Consider the following 15,207-nt stretch of genomic DNA (forward strand, 5'->3'; position numbering starts at 1 on the left):
TTTTTTGGCATAAAATTTGCGTTATATAAATTGTGATTTGTTTATCAATACCAAGGAGGGTGGATTTGTGAAGACTATAAGAATTGGTGGCGGTCAGGGTTTCTGGGGTGACTTAAATGATGCTCCCATAACCATGGCAAAAAACGATAATGTTAACTACATTGCTTGTGATTATTTAGCTGAGTTAACGCTATCCATTATGAGAAGACAGCAGGAACACAATCCGGAAAGAGGTTATGCAAGAGACTTTATTACCGCTTTAAAGCAAATGCTTCCGATGATTAAAGAAAAAAATATTAAGGTTTTGACAAATGCCGGCGGGATGAATGTCAAAGCTGCGGTAGAAGCGGCAAAACAGGCCATTAAAGAATCCGGGTTGAATTTAAAGATTGGCTATGTTCTTGGCGACGATGTAAAGGATGTTATACCGCAGCTTAGAAAGCAAGGCATATCTATGAATAATATGGATACAGGGGAATCCATTGATTCAATTTTGCCAAAAATGATCAATGCAAATGTGTATTACGGATCAGAACCGATTGTAGAATGCTTGCAGGGTGGAGCCGATATCATCATTGTCGGACGCTCTACTGATACCGCACTTTTTGTCGCGCCGCTGCAGTATGAATTTGGCTGGAAAACAGGTGAGTGGGATGCTTTGGCTACCGGTATTTTGGCAGGCCATTTATCAGAATGCGGTGCACAATGTACCGGCGGTAACTATGACTACGATTGGAGAAATGTTCCGAGTCCGGAAATCTTAGGTTATCCGATCGCTGAAATCAGCGAACCGGGAAAACTTGTCATGACGAAAACCAAAAATACAGGCGGTCTTGTAACGCCGCAGTCTGTAAAAGAACAATTATTCTATGAAATCCATGACCCGAGCCAGTATCTTACGCCGGACGTCATTGCCGATTTTAGCAAAATAACGGTAAAAGAATTGGAAAAAGACCGAGTGGAAGTGGCCGGAGTTACGGGACGTGAACGTCCGGAGACATTAAAACTTTGCGTAGGTTATCTTGAGGGATACCGGAATATTGCTTACCTGCCCTACAGTTGGCCCGATGCTTTAGATAAAGCTAAATTGGCGGCAAATATTCTCGATAAGAGAATGGCTATGAAGAATCTGAAGTATCTGGAAAAACGGATTGATTATTTAGGTCTGAATGCATTGCACGGTTGTATGGCCCATGAAATTAATGTTGACCTGAATGAAGTAGTATTGCGGTACGCTATAAAAACAGAAACAAAAGAAGAAGCACTGAAATTGACTCCGGAAATCGCACCCGTAAGTAATTTGAATGGTCCGGCCCAAGGCTGCTTCTTTGGCGGCAGAACAAAGCCCAGTGAAGTATTTGCCTTGTGGCCGACATTGATTCCGAGGGATGCCGTAAAACTAGAAGCCCATGTTGAGGAGGTTAAATAGTATGCGAGTACAGTTGAGGGAAATCGCGCATGGAAGATCAGGCGACAAAAGTGATACTTCAAATATTTGCATTTATGCAAGAAATCCCAAATACTATCCGGCTATGAGAGAACAGTTAACGCCTGCAGCGGTAAAAAAACATTTTGAAGGTGTGGTATATGGCGATGTTATTCGTTATGATTTGCCACAACTGGAGGGCTTTAACTTCGTTATGCATCATGCTTTAGATGGCGGAGCCACCCGCTCATTAAGACTTGATACTCTGGGGAAAACCATGGAGGCGGCACTTTTACGTTTTATAGTTGAAATCGACGAAATGTAAATCCGTGAGTGGATTGCAATATTATGATTCAAAGGAGAATGATTTAAAATGTCAAGACCGCTTAGTGGTATTCGTGTACTTGATTTGACACGTGTTTTATCGGGTCCGTATTGTACTATGTTAATGGCCGATATGGGAGCTGAGATCATTAAGATAGAACAGCCTGGCAACGGTGATGACAGTAGAAGTTTTCCTCCTTTTGAGAGAGGCATCAGTGCTTATTATGCAAATCTCAATAGAAATAAAAAAAGCGTTGCCCTGGATTTAAAAGATGAGCAGGCCAAAAAGGTTTTGCGTGACTTAATTAAGGTATCTGATGTCATCGTAGAAAACTTTAAACCTGGTACGATGGATAAGCTTGGTTTTTCTTATGATGAGGTTAAGGCCATCAATCCGCAAATTGTATATGCTTCCATTTCCGGATTTGGCCAAACAGGTCCTTATAAAAAATTGCCTGGCTATGATGTTATTGCACAGGCAATGAGCGGCATGATGAGCGTTACCGGCTGGCCGGATTCAGCACCAACACGGACAGGCACGGCTATCGGGGATATTCTCGCCGGGCTCAATTGCTGCATTGGCATTCTTGCTGCCCTTCAGGGAAGAGTTAGTCATCGCCATGGAGATAGAATTGATGTCGCACTTGTAGACTGCTCGGTAAGTGCAATGGAGACAATTAACGAAATATATATGGTGGAAAATAGAATGCCTCAGCGCATAGGAAACCGTTACGAGTTTATATATCCATACGATTCTTTTCAGGCAAGCGATGGCTGGGTTGTAATTGCGGTTGGTAATGATGCTCTTTGGAAAAGATTCTGCGAAGTAACCGGGCATGACGACTGGTTTGCAATAGAAAAATATAAACTTAACAAAGACCGGGTACAAGCGCATGAGGAGTTGCAAAAACTGGTTACAGCGTGGACAAGGGAACACAAGGTTAAAGAAATCATTTCGTTGCTGCAGTCCAATAGTGTTCCTTGTGCTCCTATTAATACAGTTGCGGATGTTGTGGAAGATGAACATATTGCCAAGGCAAGAGAGATGATTTGTGAAATCGATCATCCGGTCGACGGCAAGATGAAAATCACCGGTTGTCCTATTAAATTTACGGAATCGGCTCAGTTTAACTATAGCAAAGCGCCGACTCTGGGAAAAGATACAAAAGATGTTTTGGCAAATCTATTAAAAATGTCTTCGGATCAAATTGATCATTTTGAGTAGTACCTTTTAAAAATGTCATGTTGCTATATAAGTGCAGTTATATCATTGGTAAATAATGATTCTACAATGGGGAAATTGACATAATTGCCTTATATAGCAAGATTGTTGCAACCCAAAACAAATATCAGCCCCGCAGATAAGAATCAGAGTATTCAGTGAAGCTTTGCTGGTTGGCAAGAGACAGACTGTCGCTGCGTACGGCCTATAAAAGCAGAAAGGAAGTGCTTTTTTGGAAAATTTGGCCGGAGCCGAAGTGTTAGAAATGATGCTGAAGTTAGCCCCGTATTACAACGAATTTCTTGCAGTGGATGTGGGTATTTCGATTACCGTGGATGGAAAGTACGCAGCGTATGTTCCGGGTAAACACTTTGATTTAAAAACGCCAGTTGGTCAGCCGGTATTATCCGGCGCTACCAAGCAGGCGATTGAAACCGGAAAGCGGACGGCAAGGATTATATCGCGCGAAAAATCGGCTTTTGGAATTCCTTATGTTGCGTGCGCCACGCCTGTGAAGGACGGGGATCAAGTTGTAGGCTGTATAACAACCACACAAAGCATAAATTCAATGGAAAAGGTATCCAGAACTGCCGATGAACTGGCGGCCTCAGGTGAAGAACTTTCGGCCGGAATGGAGGAATTAGCCGTTAGTACTTCTGTAGTTGGTAATTCATCCACTCGTCTTGAACAGATTGGGAAGGAATTATTGGTGTCAACTACGCAAACTGATGAAATCGTATCATTTATCAGAAATGTGGCAAGCCAAACTAACTTGTTGGGACTGAACGCCGCTATTGAAGCTGCCCGTGTTGGAGAATCCGGGCGCGGTTTCAGCGTGGTAGCCGAGGAAATCCGCAAACTTGCACTTGATAGCAGTGAAGCAGTAAATCGCATCGGTCAATCGTTAAAGGATATTCAGCAAATAGTTAAGGATTTATCACAAGAGATTAGCAAGGTTGACAAAAATATTGGCAACCAAAACTCCGGGATAGACGAGATGGCTAAAGCCAGTCAGGCCATTGCTGTAATGGCTGCCCAATTATCTGATTTATCGAAAGAAATGTTTCAGCTCACAGAATGATGATTGTAATACTATTGGATTTGGACTCAAACTTATAAGATTTAAGGAGGAGTAAAATGATCGCTTTACTTGGTCTAGTCACTATCCTGGTGCTTTTGACAGCAATAATAACAAAAAAGTTGTCTCCTCTGGTAGCGTTAATTTTTATCCCCATTGTAGCTTCGCTGCTTGCCGGGTTCGGCCTATCCACCAGTAAATTTATTTTGAATGGCATAAAAGAAGTTGCTCCGGTCGCTACCATGTTTGTTTTTGCTATACTTTTCTTCGGGATTATGAGCGATGCGGGTCTCTTTGATCCGATCATTAATGTCATACTGAGGACAGTTGGCGCCAAACCTACCCGGATCCTGATGGGCACAACCCTGCTGGGCCTGCTTATTCATCTTGACGGTTCGGGTGCAGTATGCTTTCTGATTACTATTCCGGCGATGTTACCGATTTATGAACGCCTGGGGATGGACAAACGGTTGTTGTGTTTAATGGTGGCGATGGCGTCCGGGGTGAACTATCTACCTTGGACAGGACCTACAATAAGAGCTGCTTTAGTAATGCATATGCCCGTAACGGCCATTTTTACGCCCCTCGTAATTCCCCAAATAGTCGGTTTGATATATATATTCACCGTTGCGTACTTGTTAGGAAAAAGAGAAGCGCGGCGCTTAGGGCTGGATAACGGCGCAACTGTTGATGTGATACTGAAGCGTGAACTTACGGATGAAGAAAAAGTTCTGCGGCGTCCTAAACTGGTTCTGTTTAACGGTATACTAGCTTTGATTGTCATGGGAATCATGATTAGCGGCAAGGTTGATCCGGCACCGATGTTTATGATCGGCACCGTTATTGCCATGATAGCCAATTATCCTAATGTAGACCAACAAAAGGCCCGGATTGATGCCCATGCGAAAGCCGCCTTGATGATGGCTAGCATACTGCTGGCTGCCGGCGCCTTTATCGGCATTATGGGCGGTACCGGAATGACTACTGCAATGGCTAAGGTTGCTGTTTCTTTCGTACCAAAGAGTTTGGCGCATCACATCCCGTTCGGTCTTGGCATTATTTCAATGCCGCTAAGTATGATTTTTGATCCGGATTCTTATTATCTTGGCGTAATGCCGGTGGTTGCGACGGTGGGCAAAATGTTGGGCGTTGCCCCTATCCAGATTGCTCAGGCGTCTTTAATGGGCCAAATGACCGTTGGTTTTCCGGTTAGCCCGCTGACTCCGGCAACCTTTCTTATCGTAGGTCTAACCGGTGTTGAATTAGGTGATCATCAGAAGTTTTCCATTCCTTATTTGTGGGGTGCAACAATAATTATGACAATTACCTGTGCAATAATCGGCGTCTTCCCGTTCTGAAGTGTTAACTATAACATGAGAACAGCGGTACTTCGTCAATAGCTTTTACAAATCCTTTTGCGGAGCGCAATATTTCCTGATTCTCCGGGAAATTGCGCTCCGCAATTATGCTGAGGTTTGGTCCAGGTATGCTTTGGGCAGAACCGATAAAGCAATTTTTTATTTGTTTATGCAAGGTGATTATAGTTAGGAGAGTGTTCAAGTGAAAGAAGTAGTTATTGCCAGTGCAGTTAGAACTGCAATTGGCACCTTTAATGGCGCACTGGCTTCGCTCGATGCGGTTGAACTGGGCAGCGCAGTAATTGATGAAGCGCTCAAAAGGGCTGACGTAAAGAAAACCATTGTTAACGAAGTCATTATGGGTAACGTATTGCAGGCAGGACTCGGACAAAATCCCGCCCGGCAGGCTTCCGTCAAAGCGGGCGTGCCTGTTGAAGTACCCGCCTATACCATTAATAAAGTCTGCGGGTCGGGTGTCAAAGCTGTAACTTTGGCAGCACAGGCTATCTTGACGGGAGATGCAGACATTATAGTGGCCGGCGGCATGGAAAGTATGACAAATGCGCCCTATGTGCTTGATAAGGCCCGCTGGGGCTATCGTATGGGTGATGCCCGAATTGTAGATTCGATGATTAAAGATGGTTTATGGTGTGCCTTTAATGATTACCATATGGGCATTACAGCAGAAAACGTTGCGGAAAAATTCGGTATTACCCGCGAAATGCAGGATCAATTGGCTTTTGAATCGCAGCAAAAGGCGTTAAAGGCAATTGAAACCGGTGCATTTAAAAAAGAAATTTTACCGCTTACCATTAAAACTAAAAAGAAAGAATATGTTTTTGAGGTTGACGAAGGGCCAAGAGCTGATTCCAGTCTGGAGAAACTTGCAAAATTAAAGCCTGTATTCAAAAATGATGGCACAATTACGGCGGGAAATGCTTCCGGCATTAATGATGGAGCAGCGGCATTGGTCATTATGGCGGCTGATAAAGCTAAGGAACTTGGCATTATGCCGTTAGCCCGCATTCGTGCTTATGCCTCGGGTGGAGTTGATCCTAGTATTATGGGGATAGGACCTGTGCCTGCGACTCGCAGAGCCCTTGAAAAAGCAGGTCTTACGATTGGCGATATGGATCTAATTGAAGCCAACGAAGCCTTTGCCTCGCAATTTTTGGCGGTGGGAAAGGAACTTGGTTTTAATAAAAAGCGGGTGAATATACATGGCGGCGCAGTTGCTTTAGGCCATCCGATCGGCGCCAGCGGAGCCCGAATTCTGGTTACCTTGTTGCATGCTTTGAAACAGAGGTCATTAAAGCGCGGTCTTGCAACTTTGTGTATCGGCGGCGGTCAGGGTATAGCTATCATTGTAGAGAGAATGTAGCATCAATATATCGTAGAGAAGTCAAATTAAAAGCGATGCACCAACCGTCGATTTTACGGATTAAATTACCGTAAATTATAATTCATCGGAGACGGGGTTATCGACATTCTACATATGGGGCAGAAGTTTATCCGGATGATTTAGTCTCACTAAAACAGGCCATGAAATCATACTTTAAACTTGATTATGGCATTTTGCAGATCTTGCGCCAGATGAGCAAGGCTTTGGCTAGCTGCGGCAATTTCTTCCATCGCAGCCGACTGCTCCTCGGTCGCGGCCGATACAGTTTGCGTTTCACTAGCAGTAGTTCTCGTTATTTTGTCAATCTCACGTACTGCAGAAACAATCTGTCGACTGCCTGCAGCTAATTCCTGGACAGCTGCGGCAATCTCTTTTATCTGGGTAGATACTTGGTCAACTAACGACGCAATTTCATTGAAAGCTCCGCCAGCAGTACCCACTACTTCAGTTCCAACTCTAGCCTCACGGGTCCCTGTATCCATCGCAATAACAGCTTTGTTGGTATCCACCTGTATCTCTCTAATAAGATCAGTAATTTGTTTTGATGCTTCATGAGATTGTTCGGCAAGTTTCCGCACCTCTTCGGCCACAACGGCAAAGCCGCGTCCCTGCTCGCCAGCCCGTGCCGCCTCGATTGCCGCGTTAAGTGCTAATAAGTTTGTTTGTCCGGCTATCCCAGAAATAGTATCAACAATCTGACCAATTTCTTTGGAGCGTTCGCCTAGTTTGGTAATGACCTGTGAAGATTCAGTCACCGTCTTCTCTATGTTTGCCATCTGAGAAATAGCAGTATTTACCGCCTTTTCCCCTATTTGCGCTGCTGTTGCAGTTTTATCGGATACGGCCGCCACCTCTTTAACGTTATCGGTTACATGTTGAATATTTGCGGACATCTGTTCTATTACCGACGAGGTTTCAAATACTTCTTTTACTTGCCCAGCCGCACCGGCCGCTACTTCCGTGATAGAAGATGCAATTTGGCTAGATGCCCTAGCTGACTGATCGGATGTGGCCGTGAGTTCTTCACTTGATGAAGCTACCTGCTCCGCCATGCCTGCAACCTGCTTAATAAGATCCCGCAGATTGGTTTTCATTTCATTAAATGAGGTTGATAAAACTCCTATTTCATCTTTAGTTGTAATAGCCAAATCCTCAGGAGTGAAGTCGCCATCCGCCAATTGGTGAACACTCACCGCCATTGCAGCAACCGGATCGGATATTTTTTTGCTCATATACATAGCCATCAGAGCCGATATTATTAATCCAGCCAAACCAATCAACACCGCAAAAGCGATATTCATCGTCAGTTTACGATGATTCTCTTTGGCTTTCACTGCAACAAGTTTATCAATATCGTCGATCCAGTTGCCTGTCCCAATAACCCATTTGTAAGGCTTGAATAGTAAAGAATAGCTTCGTTTCGGCAATTGCTCCGTTTGCCCAGGCTTTGGAAACCAGTAGTCGGTATAGCCACCTTTAGGGTTCATCGCATTCTTAATGATCTTCTGAATATATTTTTCGCCCTTGGAGTCAACAGCGTCAAAGCGGCTCTTTCCTTCCTGACTTTTCCCTAAAAAGGCCACGGTAACGCCTTTCGTCGTATCTATCCAAAAGTAGTTGCCGTTATCATATTGTATGTTTCGAACCAAACCCGCCGCTCTCTTTTTCGCCTCTTCTTCTGTCAGCAAGCCGGCTTGCTGCTGGTTATAAATAGTCTGAATCATGGCATGGATTGTTTCCACTTCAAGTTTGATATTTCTGTCGAACTGCTGCAATAAAATTTTCCTGTATTCTTGCACGTCGCTGTCATTTTTACGAACGGTATCAAAAATATTGTAACAGCTTAATATGAACAGTGATACAAAGCTTGCAGAAACAATGGCTAAAATTAGTTTGTATTTAAGTTTGGTCATTCTATTCTTGCTCCTCTTTGTCATGTTTCTAACATTTAGACCGTCTGCTTAACCTGCTTGTTTTTTGCCTATGGCGTCAATCAATGACTACCCTTTGGGTTTATAATGCGTTACTTTGCAAATATTCCGACAACTCTCCTATTATTAATTTTAATGTATCAAATATGGCTTACGATTATTTCCATGCTTGGATGCAGTATTGAAGAATGTCCTGTTTATTTTTAAAATAGCGATAAATTACCGTCTCAGCAGTTTCAGCCTGTTCAGCTATCTTAGCGGTAGTAAGTTCACTAATTCCGTTTTCAATAATAAGTCCCATAGCAGCATGTATGACTGATAACTTTTTATCTTGATTATTGCTCATATCCTTCACCTCCATAATAAGTAAGTAATAACTTACAAAAAAATTAATTCGACGATATTATTAAAAACCCTGTCGAATTATAGTAATTTCATTTGTATAATATCACCAAATAATTAATATCAAACTCAGACAAGATATAAACGCTTATTGCCGCGTAATTTGGATAAGGGTTCGATGCGGCGATCCGTGGCCATGCAAATCCACCCGGTTTTTAAAAGAAATAGAAGAAGCAAAGGGACGTTTCCTTTGCTTCTTATCGTGATATGGCACACTTTAACAGCAGAATTATCTACTCTTCTTCTAAAATAAGTTTTCTTTACAAACGCAGGAGCAGTTCGGCATTGCCGTGAGCGATCTTTTCCCTGTCAGCACTGCTGACAGGCAACTGAGTAAGGAAATCACGCCCTTTTTCCATCGAGCCATAGGGATAGTCTGCCGAAAACATAATGCGGTCAACACCAACCTGCAGCAACAGCTCAAGGAAGGCAGCGGTAAAATTGAAGCCACTGAACGTGTAATGAATATTCTCTCTCAGATAGGCCGCCATCGGGCACTGCAACTTGGTTAGATTCGGCTGCAGGACTAAATCGATCCTTGGCAGCATGAACGGCAGAGCCTCGCCCAGGTGGCCTATAATGATCTGCAGTTTGGGATAGCGGTCGAATGCTCCGCTGAGAATAAGGCGCAGGATATGGACAGCGGTTTCGATGTGCCATCCCCAGCCTGCCGTCGAAAGCATGCGGGTCACCTCCGGTGAGAAGTTGCCGGTGTAGTAGGCGTCGATCACCGCCTGCGGCGGTGGCGCCGGATGCAGATAGACGGGAACCTGGAGCGCTTCTGCCCGTTCCAGGATGGGCCAAAAGAATTGGTCGTCCAGGTAGCGGCCTTGAATGTGACCATTGATCACCGCACCTCTGAAACCATGTTGGCAAACCATACGTTCCAGTTCATCGGCGGCGAGGTCGGGAGCCGCTGTCGGCAGGGCGGCAAAGCCCGCGAAGCGGCTGGGATGACGTTCTATCGCCGTTGCCAGGAAGTCATTGGCACTGCTGGCGATTTTCACTGCCTCCTCCGCAGCTAACGACTCCGTACCGGGAGAGGTCAGCGAGAGCACCTGCATGTCAATACCGGCGGCGTCCATCTCAGCGATCCGCCGTTCGTTGAGATCGCACAGTTGCTCCCCCTTGTTATGAAAGGATTGCCGCCCGAATCTATCCATAAGACCCGGAGAGGCAAAATGCTCTTCCAATGTAATGATGCGCACAGTCATTGTACCTCCTAAATTTTATTTATCATTAATCGTTTTTCCACTCAATCAATAAACGTCAAGTATAGCTGTTCCAAAAACATTTCCGGCGTATAACCCCGCATATTTCTTTGGAACTGATAGAAATCTTTACTTAAAGCCATCAGCAACATATCCATTCTAAAGACACTGTTAGGATAATTCTGACCGGTAGTATTACGGATAAATAGCTGAAGTATTCCTCTTAATCGTTGATCCGGCGTATTTTTCCGGTTCGCTTCCAAGTATTCATTAATATCTTCGAAAAGGAGATCAGACAAGTGGAGACATCTCCGTTCAATATGATGAGGAGAGCTCTCCACTTAATAATAACCTACAGCAAAGGAGTTTACAACCGTGCAAAAACAAACTAATAAAACCGCCCTGTTGGTAATGGATATTCAAAACGGTATTGTTTCACTTCTTGAATCAACGAGATTTCGTTATGGGAACTTTGGCCAATGGTATTTCAATAAGCGCTTTTTACCAATAATCAAATTTATTTATAGCATTGTTTTATGGCACCCTCAAAAAATATGCCATCCTGTAAGCTTGTCACAGGATGGCATCCATTTATGATGTATACTCATACTCAATTTGCTCAATGTACATTTTGATTGGTTTCCGGATTCCATGGAAGATAATCTTCTAGATTATAACGCCTTTTGAATCATATCGAGCAAGACATTATATTCTTCCATTGTCAAGTATTTGCGATTCGGGTTCATTGCAAATATACCGCCCCACTCGAACTCATCCTCCTCGTATTTAGGTACCAAATGAAAATGTAAATGACAGCTCGTATCACCATAAGCGCCATAGTTTATCTTCTTAGGTCGAAAAACTTTATGTAATGCTTTCGCAACGTGAGCAACATCGGCGAAATAGGCATTTCTCTCTTCATCAGTTAAGTCAACTAATTCACTCACGTGATTTTTGTGCGCCACAATCACACGTCCCCTATGGGACTGCTCCTTAAAAAGATATAATTGACTGCTAGGCAAGTCACAAATCTTAATACCAAAGGCATCGACCAATTCATTATTCATACAGTAAGCACAATTTTGATCTTTCATAAAGAATCCCCCTTGAATTGTTTTTGTTAATACAGTGCTTTTCAATATCCGGTCTTAATACAATTTATATTTAAATTCAACAGTATTACTGTGATACCTGCTTTTGGGAGACGCGCAAGAATGTCAGACTGTGCGAAAACGGCAACCTCAAAATAAAATCCGCTATCATCTACGGGCAATCCGAATGATGACAGGGACAAAATGAGTCGAAGAACCGTCCCCCGACTCATTTTCAATGTATTAGATTTGTTAAAAAGTTGCTTTGTATCAAAAACATATATACTATGGTAGCTCCAAAAATACTAATAAGAGAATTTCGTCGCCAAAGATGAAGAATTATGACCAGGGCGACTGCAATACATTCATTGAGACCATAAGGTGCTTGATTCCAGTGGATATCTTTCAAACAATATATAACTAAGATAGTTATAATAATGGGTGGGATGTGTTTACCTACAAATAGGATGATTTCTGGCGGCTTCCTATTATGAAAGAATAGGAAAGGAAACGCTCTTGTGAAAAAGGTTACTGCCGCAATGATTAAAATTGATAAATATATATCAGTTATATTCATTTTTCTCCACTCTCTTTTTAAATAACAATAATATCAGTATGGATGAAAGCACGGATAGTAAGAGCATGTTTTCTTTTCCGATTAAAAGGCTGGAAAAAATCGCACAAAAACCACCAATTAAAAATGGGATGCGTGTATTAAAGCTCTTGAATTGTTCCAATAATAAAACGATAAATAAAGCAGTCAGGGCGAAATCGAGTCCTTTTGTACTAATCGTAATAAAATTACCAGCAATGGCCCCAATTAGACTTCCCGCTACCCAATAAAACTGGTTTAGTATTGCTATATAGAAATAAAACTTTCTATTATCTATTCCTTCAGGCTCCTTAAGGGTAGCAAGTAGCGCATACGTTTCATCGGTAAGTGAAAATATCATATATGGCCTGATATTACCCGTGGCATTAAACTTATCAAATAACGAAAGGCCATATAGCGCATGTCGAAAATTCACAAGTAAACTTATGATAGCTATTTCCATAAAACTAATGTTATTTATAAAAAAGTTTATGGCAATAAATTGTATCGCACCCGCATAAATGAGCGCACTCATAATTGGCGCAATGACCCAGGAGTAGCCAAGGCCGTTTAGTAAAAGTCCAAAGGCAATCCCTGTAGATATGTAACCAAATAAAACAGGGATTGTTACCGTAAATGCTGCTTTCAATGTTTCAAGTTGCAGTTTTGAGTACATGTTTGCAAACATTTATCATCATCTCACAGTTCAATATTTCTGCCTAAAAATATGTACTTCCTTTTTGTTGCTCTCATCATTCTTGCCTCCTTAGAATAATTACGTTATACTATCAGTTGTAGTTTACGATTGGAAAGTATATTTAACGTTAGTCATATTTTACTATCGTTAAATATAATTGTCAACAGTAATAAAGGAGGCATAATAATTAATTGGACATTAATTTGATTATTGCTGATAATCTAAAGAGACTTCGCAATGAGCGAAATTTGAGCTTAGGCCGGCTTTCTGAACTGTCCGATGTTAGTAAAGTGATGCTTTCTCAAATAGAAAGAGGCGAAACCAATCCAACAATTAATACTATTTGGAAAATAGCGATTGGATTGAATGTTCCCTATACATCATTATTAGAGCAGCAAGAACAGAATGCTCATGTTATAAAAAAGTCAGACATAGTTTCTCAATTTACTGATGATGGACAATATCGTCTTTATTGTTACTATTCCAATACACCTCATCGTAATTTTGAGTTGTTTCAAATGGAACTTAATGAAGGATGCAGATATACTTCTGTCGGACATTCTGAAAAGTCTGAGGAATATTTAATGGTTTTAGAAGGTGAATTAACTCTGGAAGTAAACCATGAGACCTTTATTTTACATGCTGATGATACCATTGCTTTTAGTGCCTCTACCAAACATGCTTACTTTAATAGCGGTAAAGGGATCTTAAAAACCGTCATAATGAATTTTTATCCCGCTCGCTAAATAATAATGTGAATGACCATTCCGTTCATCTCAAAACGCCTACAACACCCTTTATTTCCCATAAAAAAATAAAAACTCCTGCCAAATTCTACATATTGGGGCAGAAGTTTATTCATAAAAAATTGCATTTTTAAATCCAATTTCGGAATAATCGCCATAGAACGTTCGGCGGATTGATTTGCACTGAATTTTGCAGTGGGAATTCCTTAACGTATTGGCCTGACTGAATTTTTAAAGTTGCTATATTTTCACCCTGCGGAATTGGTAATTGATTCTTCAAAAGATTAATAGAAAGAGCTGCAGTCATTCCGGGATAACCAAAAATCTGTACAGGCTCAGAAGAATATAAGGCACTGTTACTATGCCAGGCATTTATTACCTGTCCAAAACCGGCTGGCGGGGGTGTTATGGGATATAACTTAAACTCGGATCTAACCTCATCTAACATTTTTGCATTCTCGTTTATGGCATTAGCCAATGGATGGTCAGTCCACTGGCCTAGCACCACTCCAATAATGTAATGCGGTTCTGTTCCAACATCTATAGTGGCTGCCGACACGAAGCAGCCGCCGGCCGACGACGAAGAACCCGTTTTAACCCCTGCAATTCCATGATACCCAAGCATTTTATTTACGTTATATATAGTTCCTTCTATAGGAAAGGTAACTTTGGGCGTTGCAACGATTTGGCGGAAAACCGGATCTTCCATGGCGACTTGAGTAATTTTTATTTGATCCACTGCATTACTTACGGATGCGGGATTTACCCCACTTGCATCCTCATAGTGAGTTTCCGTCATACCCAGGGATTGAGCAGTCTCATTCATTTTCGTTACGAAAGCAGTTTCCGACCCAGAAATCCATCGTGCTAAAGTACTCGCAATGTTATCTCCCGATGGCAGCATCAAACCTTCCAGGAGTTGTCTCTCTGTTAGCTTTTCCCCTTCCGAAACTGCTACAGTCGAGTCTCCATGACTTGCATCGTTAAGGTAATTGGAAACGTCTTTCGCAGTCATAGTTATGACAGGGCCGTCTTCACCAGGCCGCAAAGGGTGCACCTTTAGAACCAGGTAAGCCGTCATGATTTTCGTTACGCTAGCGATGGGAATTGAACTTTGGTCAGAGGAAGCAGCGATCACCCCGAATTTGCTCGTACCAATGGCGGATTCTCCTTGTTTCGGAAAGGTAACGGAAAACTGCCCCGGTAAAGTAACGGTAGGAGACATCGGTTTTACCTCGATTCCCGGGGAATTACGATAAAAATGAACAATGCTTATAACGCAGATCAATGCAATAATAAGCAAAATTGGAATTTTCCTTTTAAATGAGAACTTATTGAACAAGAGTATGGAATCTTTCGACGGTGGCTTAGCCATAAATAGCCTCCCAGAGGAATAAAAAGAACGTTATTATGCTTGCGTCATAATAGAATTCATACACAACGCCCATAACAAGTAGTTTTCCATAAGATTACCCTTCGTATTCTCTCGACATTCCCCCGACTTGCTTAAAGATATCAAAATCTGACCGCTTGCAGAATTGCAAGCGGTCGATTTGCTTTCAGTGAGTCAAGGACGAGTCAGGGGACGGACGAGTCAGGTCGAGTAGAAACGCGCCTTGCGACGCGCAACCCTCACAGAACCGGACTTGCCCTATTAAGGCATCCGGCTCTTCATAGCAGCATTTACTTACGTCTAGCCATAGATATTTACATAGATTCTCGCGTTA

At 42.4% G+C, this 15,207-nt stretch carries 16 protein-coding genes; 8 read left to right on the plus strand and 8 right to left on the minus strand.

From position 1 onward, the window contains the following. Positions 1 to 67: 67 nt before the first annotated feature. The 6 genes from LUCIF_RS17760 to LUCIF_RS17785 all read left to right on the plus strand — a co-directional run bounded on the left by LUCIF_RS17760 (position 68) and on the right by LUCIF_RS17785 (position 6,789). Complete coding sequence (locus LUCIF_RS17760; RefSeq protein ID WP_122629227.1) at positions 68 to 1,429, plus strand: acyclic terpene utilization AtuA family protein; 1,362 nt, start codon at positions 68 to 70, stop codon at positions 1,427 to 1,429. A 1-nt stretch (position 1,430) separates the two neighbouring features. Continuing rightward, the gene (locus tag LUCIF_RS17765) at positions 1,431 to 1,751 is read left to right on the plus strand and encodes an AtuA-related protein (RefSeq protein WP_122629228.1); all 321 of its coding nucleotides are present in this window, start codon (positions 1,431 to 1,433) and stop codon (positions 1,749 to 1,751) included. Positions 1,752 to 1,799: 48 nt separating this feature from the next. Beyond that, positions 1,800 to 2,975: a CaiB/BaiF CoA transferase family protein gene (locus tag LUCIF_RS17770; protein WP_122629229.1), complete on the plus strand. Its 1,176-nt coding sequence runs from the start codon at positions 1,800 to 1,802 to the stop codon at positions 2,973 to 2,975. Between the two features lie 229 nt (positions 2,976 to 3,204). Beyond that, positions 3,205 to 4,053, plus strand: a complete 849-nt coding sequence (locus LUCIF_RS27175; protein ID WP_122629230.1) for a methyl-accepting chemotaxis protein — start codon at positions 3,205 to 3,207, stop codon at positions 4,051 to 4,053. 56 nt (positions 4,054 to 4,109) lie between these two features. Further along, on the plus strand, positions 4,110 to 5,408 hold the full coding sequence (locus LUCIF_RS17780; RefSeq protein ID WP_122629231.1) for a CitMHS family transporter: 1,299 nt from the start codon (positions 4,110 to 4,112) through the stop codon (positions 5,406 to 5,408). Positions 5,409 to 5,610: 202 nt separating this feature from the next. Further along, on the plus strand, positions 5,611 to 6,789 hold the full coding sequence (locus LUCIF_RS17785) for an acetyl-CoA C-acetyltransferase (protein ID WP_122629232.1): 1,179 nt from the start codon (positions 5,611 to 5,613) through the stop codon (positions 6,787 to 6,789). Positions 6,790 to 6,956: 167 nt separating this feature from the next. Here LUCIF_RS17785 and LUCIF_RS17790 read toward each other — a convergent pair whose 3' ends face one another. The 4 genes from LUCIF_RS17790 to LUCIF_RS17805 form a co-directional block, all read right to left on the minus strand. Beyond that, positions 6,957 to 8,723, minus strand: coding sequence for a methyl-accepting chemotaxis protein (locus tag LUCIF_RS17790; RefSeq protein ID WP_122629233.1), 1,767 nt, complete (start codon positions 8,721 to 8,723; stop codon positions 6,957 to 6,959). 175 nt (positions 8,724 to 8,898) lie between these two features. Then, positions 8,899 to 9,087, minus strand: a complete 189-nt coding sequence (locus LUCIF_RS17795) for a TetR/AcrR family transcriptional regulator (protein WP_165866054.1) — start codon at positions 9,085 to 9,087, stop codon at positions 8,899 to 8,901. A gap of 316 nt (positions 9,088 to 9,403) precedes the next feature. Beyond that, on the minus strand, positions 9,404 to 10,351 hold the full coding sequence (locus LUCIF_RS17800) for an amidohydrolase family protein (RefSeq protein ID WP_122629244.1): 948 nt from the start codon (positions 10,349 to 10,351) through the stop codon (positions 9,404 to 9,406). A 47-nt stretch (positions 10,352 to 10,398) separates the two neighbouring features. Beyond that, positions 10,399 to 10,653, minus strand: a complete 255-nt coding sequence (locus tag LUCIF_RS17805) for a hypothetical protein (protein ID WP_122629235.1) — start codon at positions 10,651 to 10,653, stop codon at positions 10,399 to 10,401. A 76-nt stretch (positions 10,654 to 10,729) separates the two neighbouring features. Between LUCIF_RS17805 and LUCIF_RS17810 the strand changes: the two genes are divergently transcribed. Continuing rightward, positions 10,730 to 10,951 carry a hypothetical protein gene (locus LUCIF_RS17810; protein ID WP_122629236.1) on the plus strand — a complete coding sequence of 74 codons (222 nt, stop codon included), beginning with the start codon at positions 10,730 to 10,732 and terminating at the stop codon, positions 10,949 to 10,951. A 74-nt stretch (positions 10,952 to 11,025) separates the two neighbouring features. Here LUCIF_RS17810 and LUCIF_RS17815 read toward each other — a convergent pair whose 3' ends face one another. From LUCIF_RS17815 to LUCIF_RS17825, 3 genes are all read right to left on the minus strand, one after another. Then, positions 11,026 to 11,448, minus strand: coding sequence for an HIT family protein (locus tag LUCIF_RS17815; protein ID WP_122629237.1), 423 nt, complete (start codon positions 11,446 to 11,448; stop codon positions 11,026 to 11,028). A gap of 232 nt (positions 11,449 to 11,680) precedes the next feature. Beyond that, entirely contained in the window at positions 11,681 to 12,022 is a 342-nt protein-coding gene (locus LUCIF_RS27365; RefSeq protein WP_122629238.1) for a branched-chain amino acid transporter permease, read from the minus strand. Further along, positions 12,009 to 12,725, minus strand: coding sequence for an AzlC family ABC transporter permease (locus tag LUCIF_RS17825; protein ID WP_207857998.1), 717 nt, complete (start codon positions 12,723 to 12,725; stop codon positions 12,009 to 12,011). The genes LUCIF_RS27365 and LUCIF_RS17825 overlap by 14 nt, the downstream gene beginning before the upstream one ends. A gap of 200 nt (positions 12,726 to 12,925) precedes the next feature. On the opposite strand from LUCIF_RS17825, the gene LUCIF_RS17830 reads away from it, so the two are divergent. Beyond that, positions 12,926 to 13,480 (plus strand): helix-turn-helix domain-containing protein, encoded by a 555-nt coding sequence (locus LUCIF_RS17830; protein ID WP_122629239.1) that lies wholly within the window; start codon positions 12,926 to 12,928, stop codon positions 13,478 to 13,480. A 130-nt stretch (positions 13,481 to 13,610) separates the two neighbouring features. On the opposite strand, the gene LUCIF_RS17835 is transcribed toward LUCIF_RS17830, so the two are convergent. After that, on the minus strand, positions 13,611 to 14,855 hold the full coding sequence (locus tag LUCIF_RS17835) for a D-alanyl-D-alanine carboxypeptidase family protein (protein ID WP_122629240.1): 1,245 nt from the start codon (positions 14,853 to 14,855) through the stop codon (positions 13,611 to 13,613). Positions 14,856 to 15,207: the final 352 nt, after the last annotated feature.

The sequence above is a fragment of the Allolucifera butyrica genome, assembly GCF_900476375.1.
GTDB classification, from domain to species: Bacteria; Bacillota; Negativicutes; order Sporomusales; family UPPP01; genus Lucifera; species Lucifera butyrica.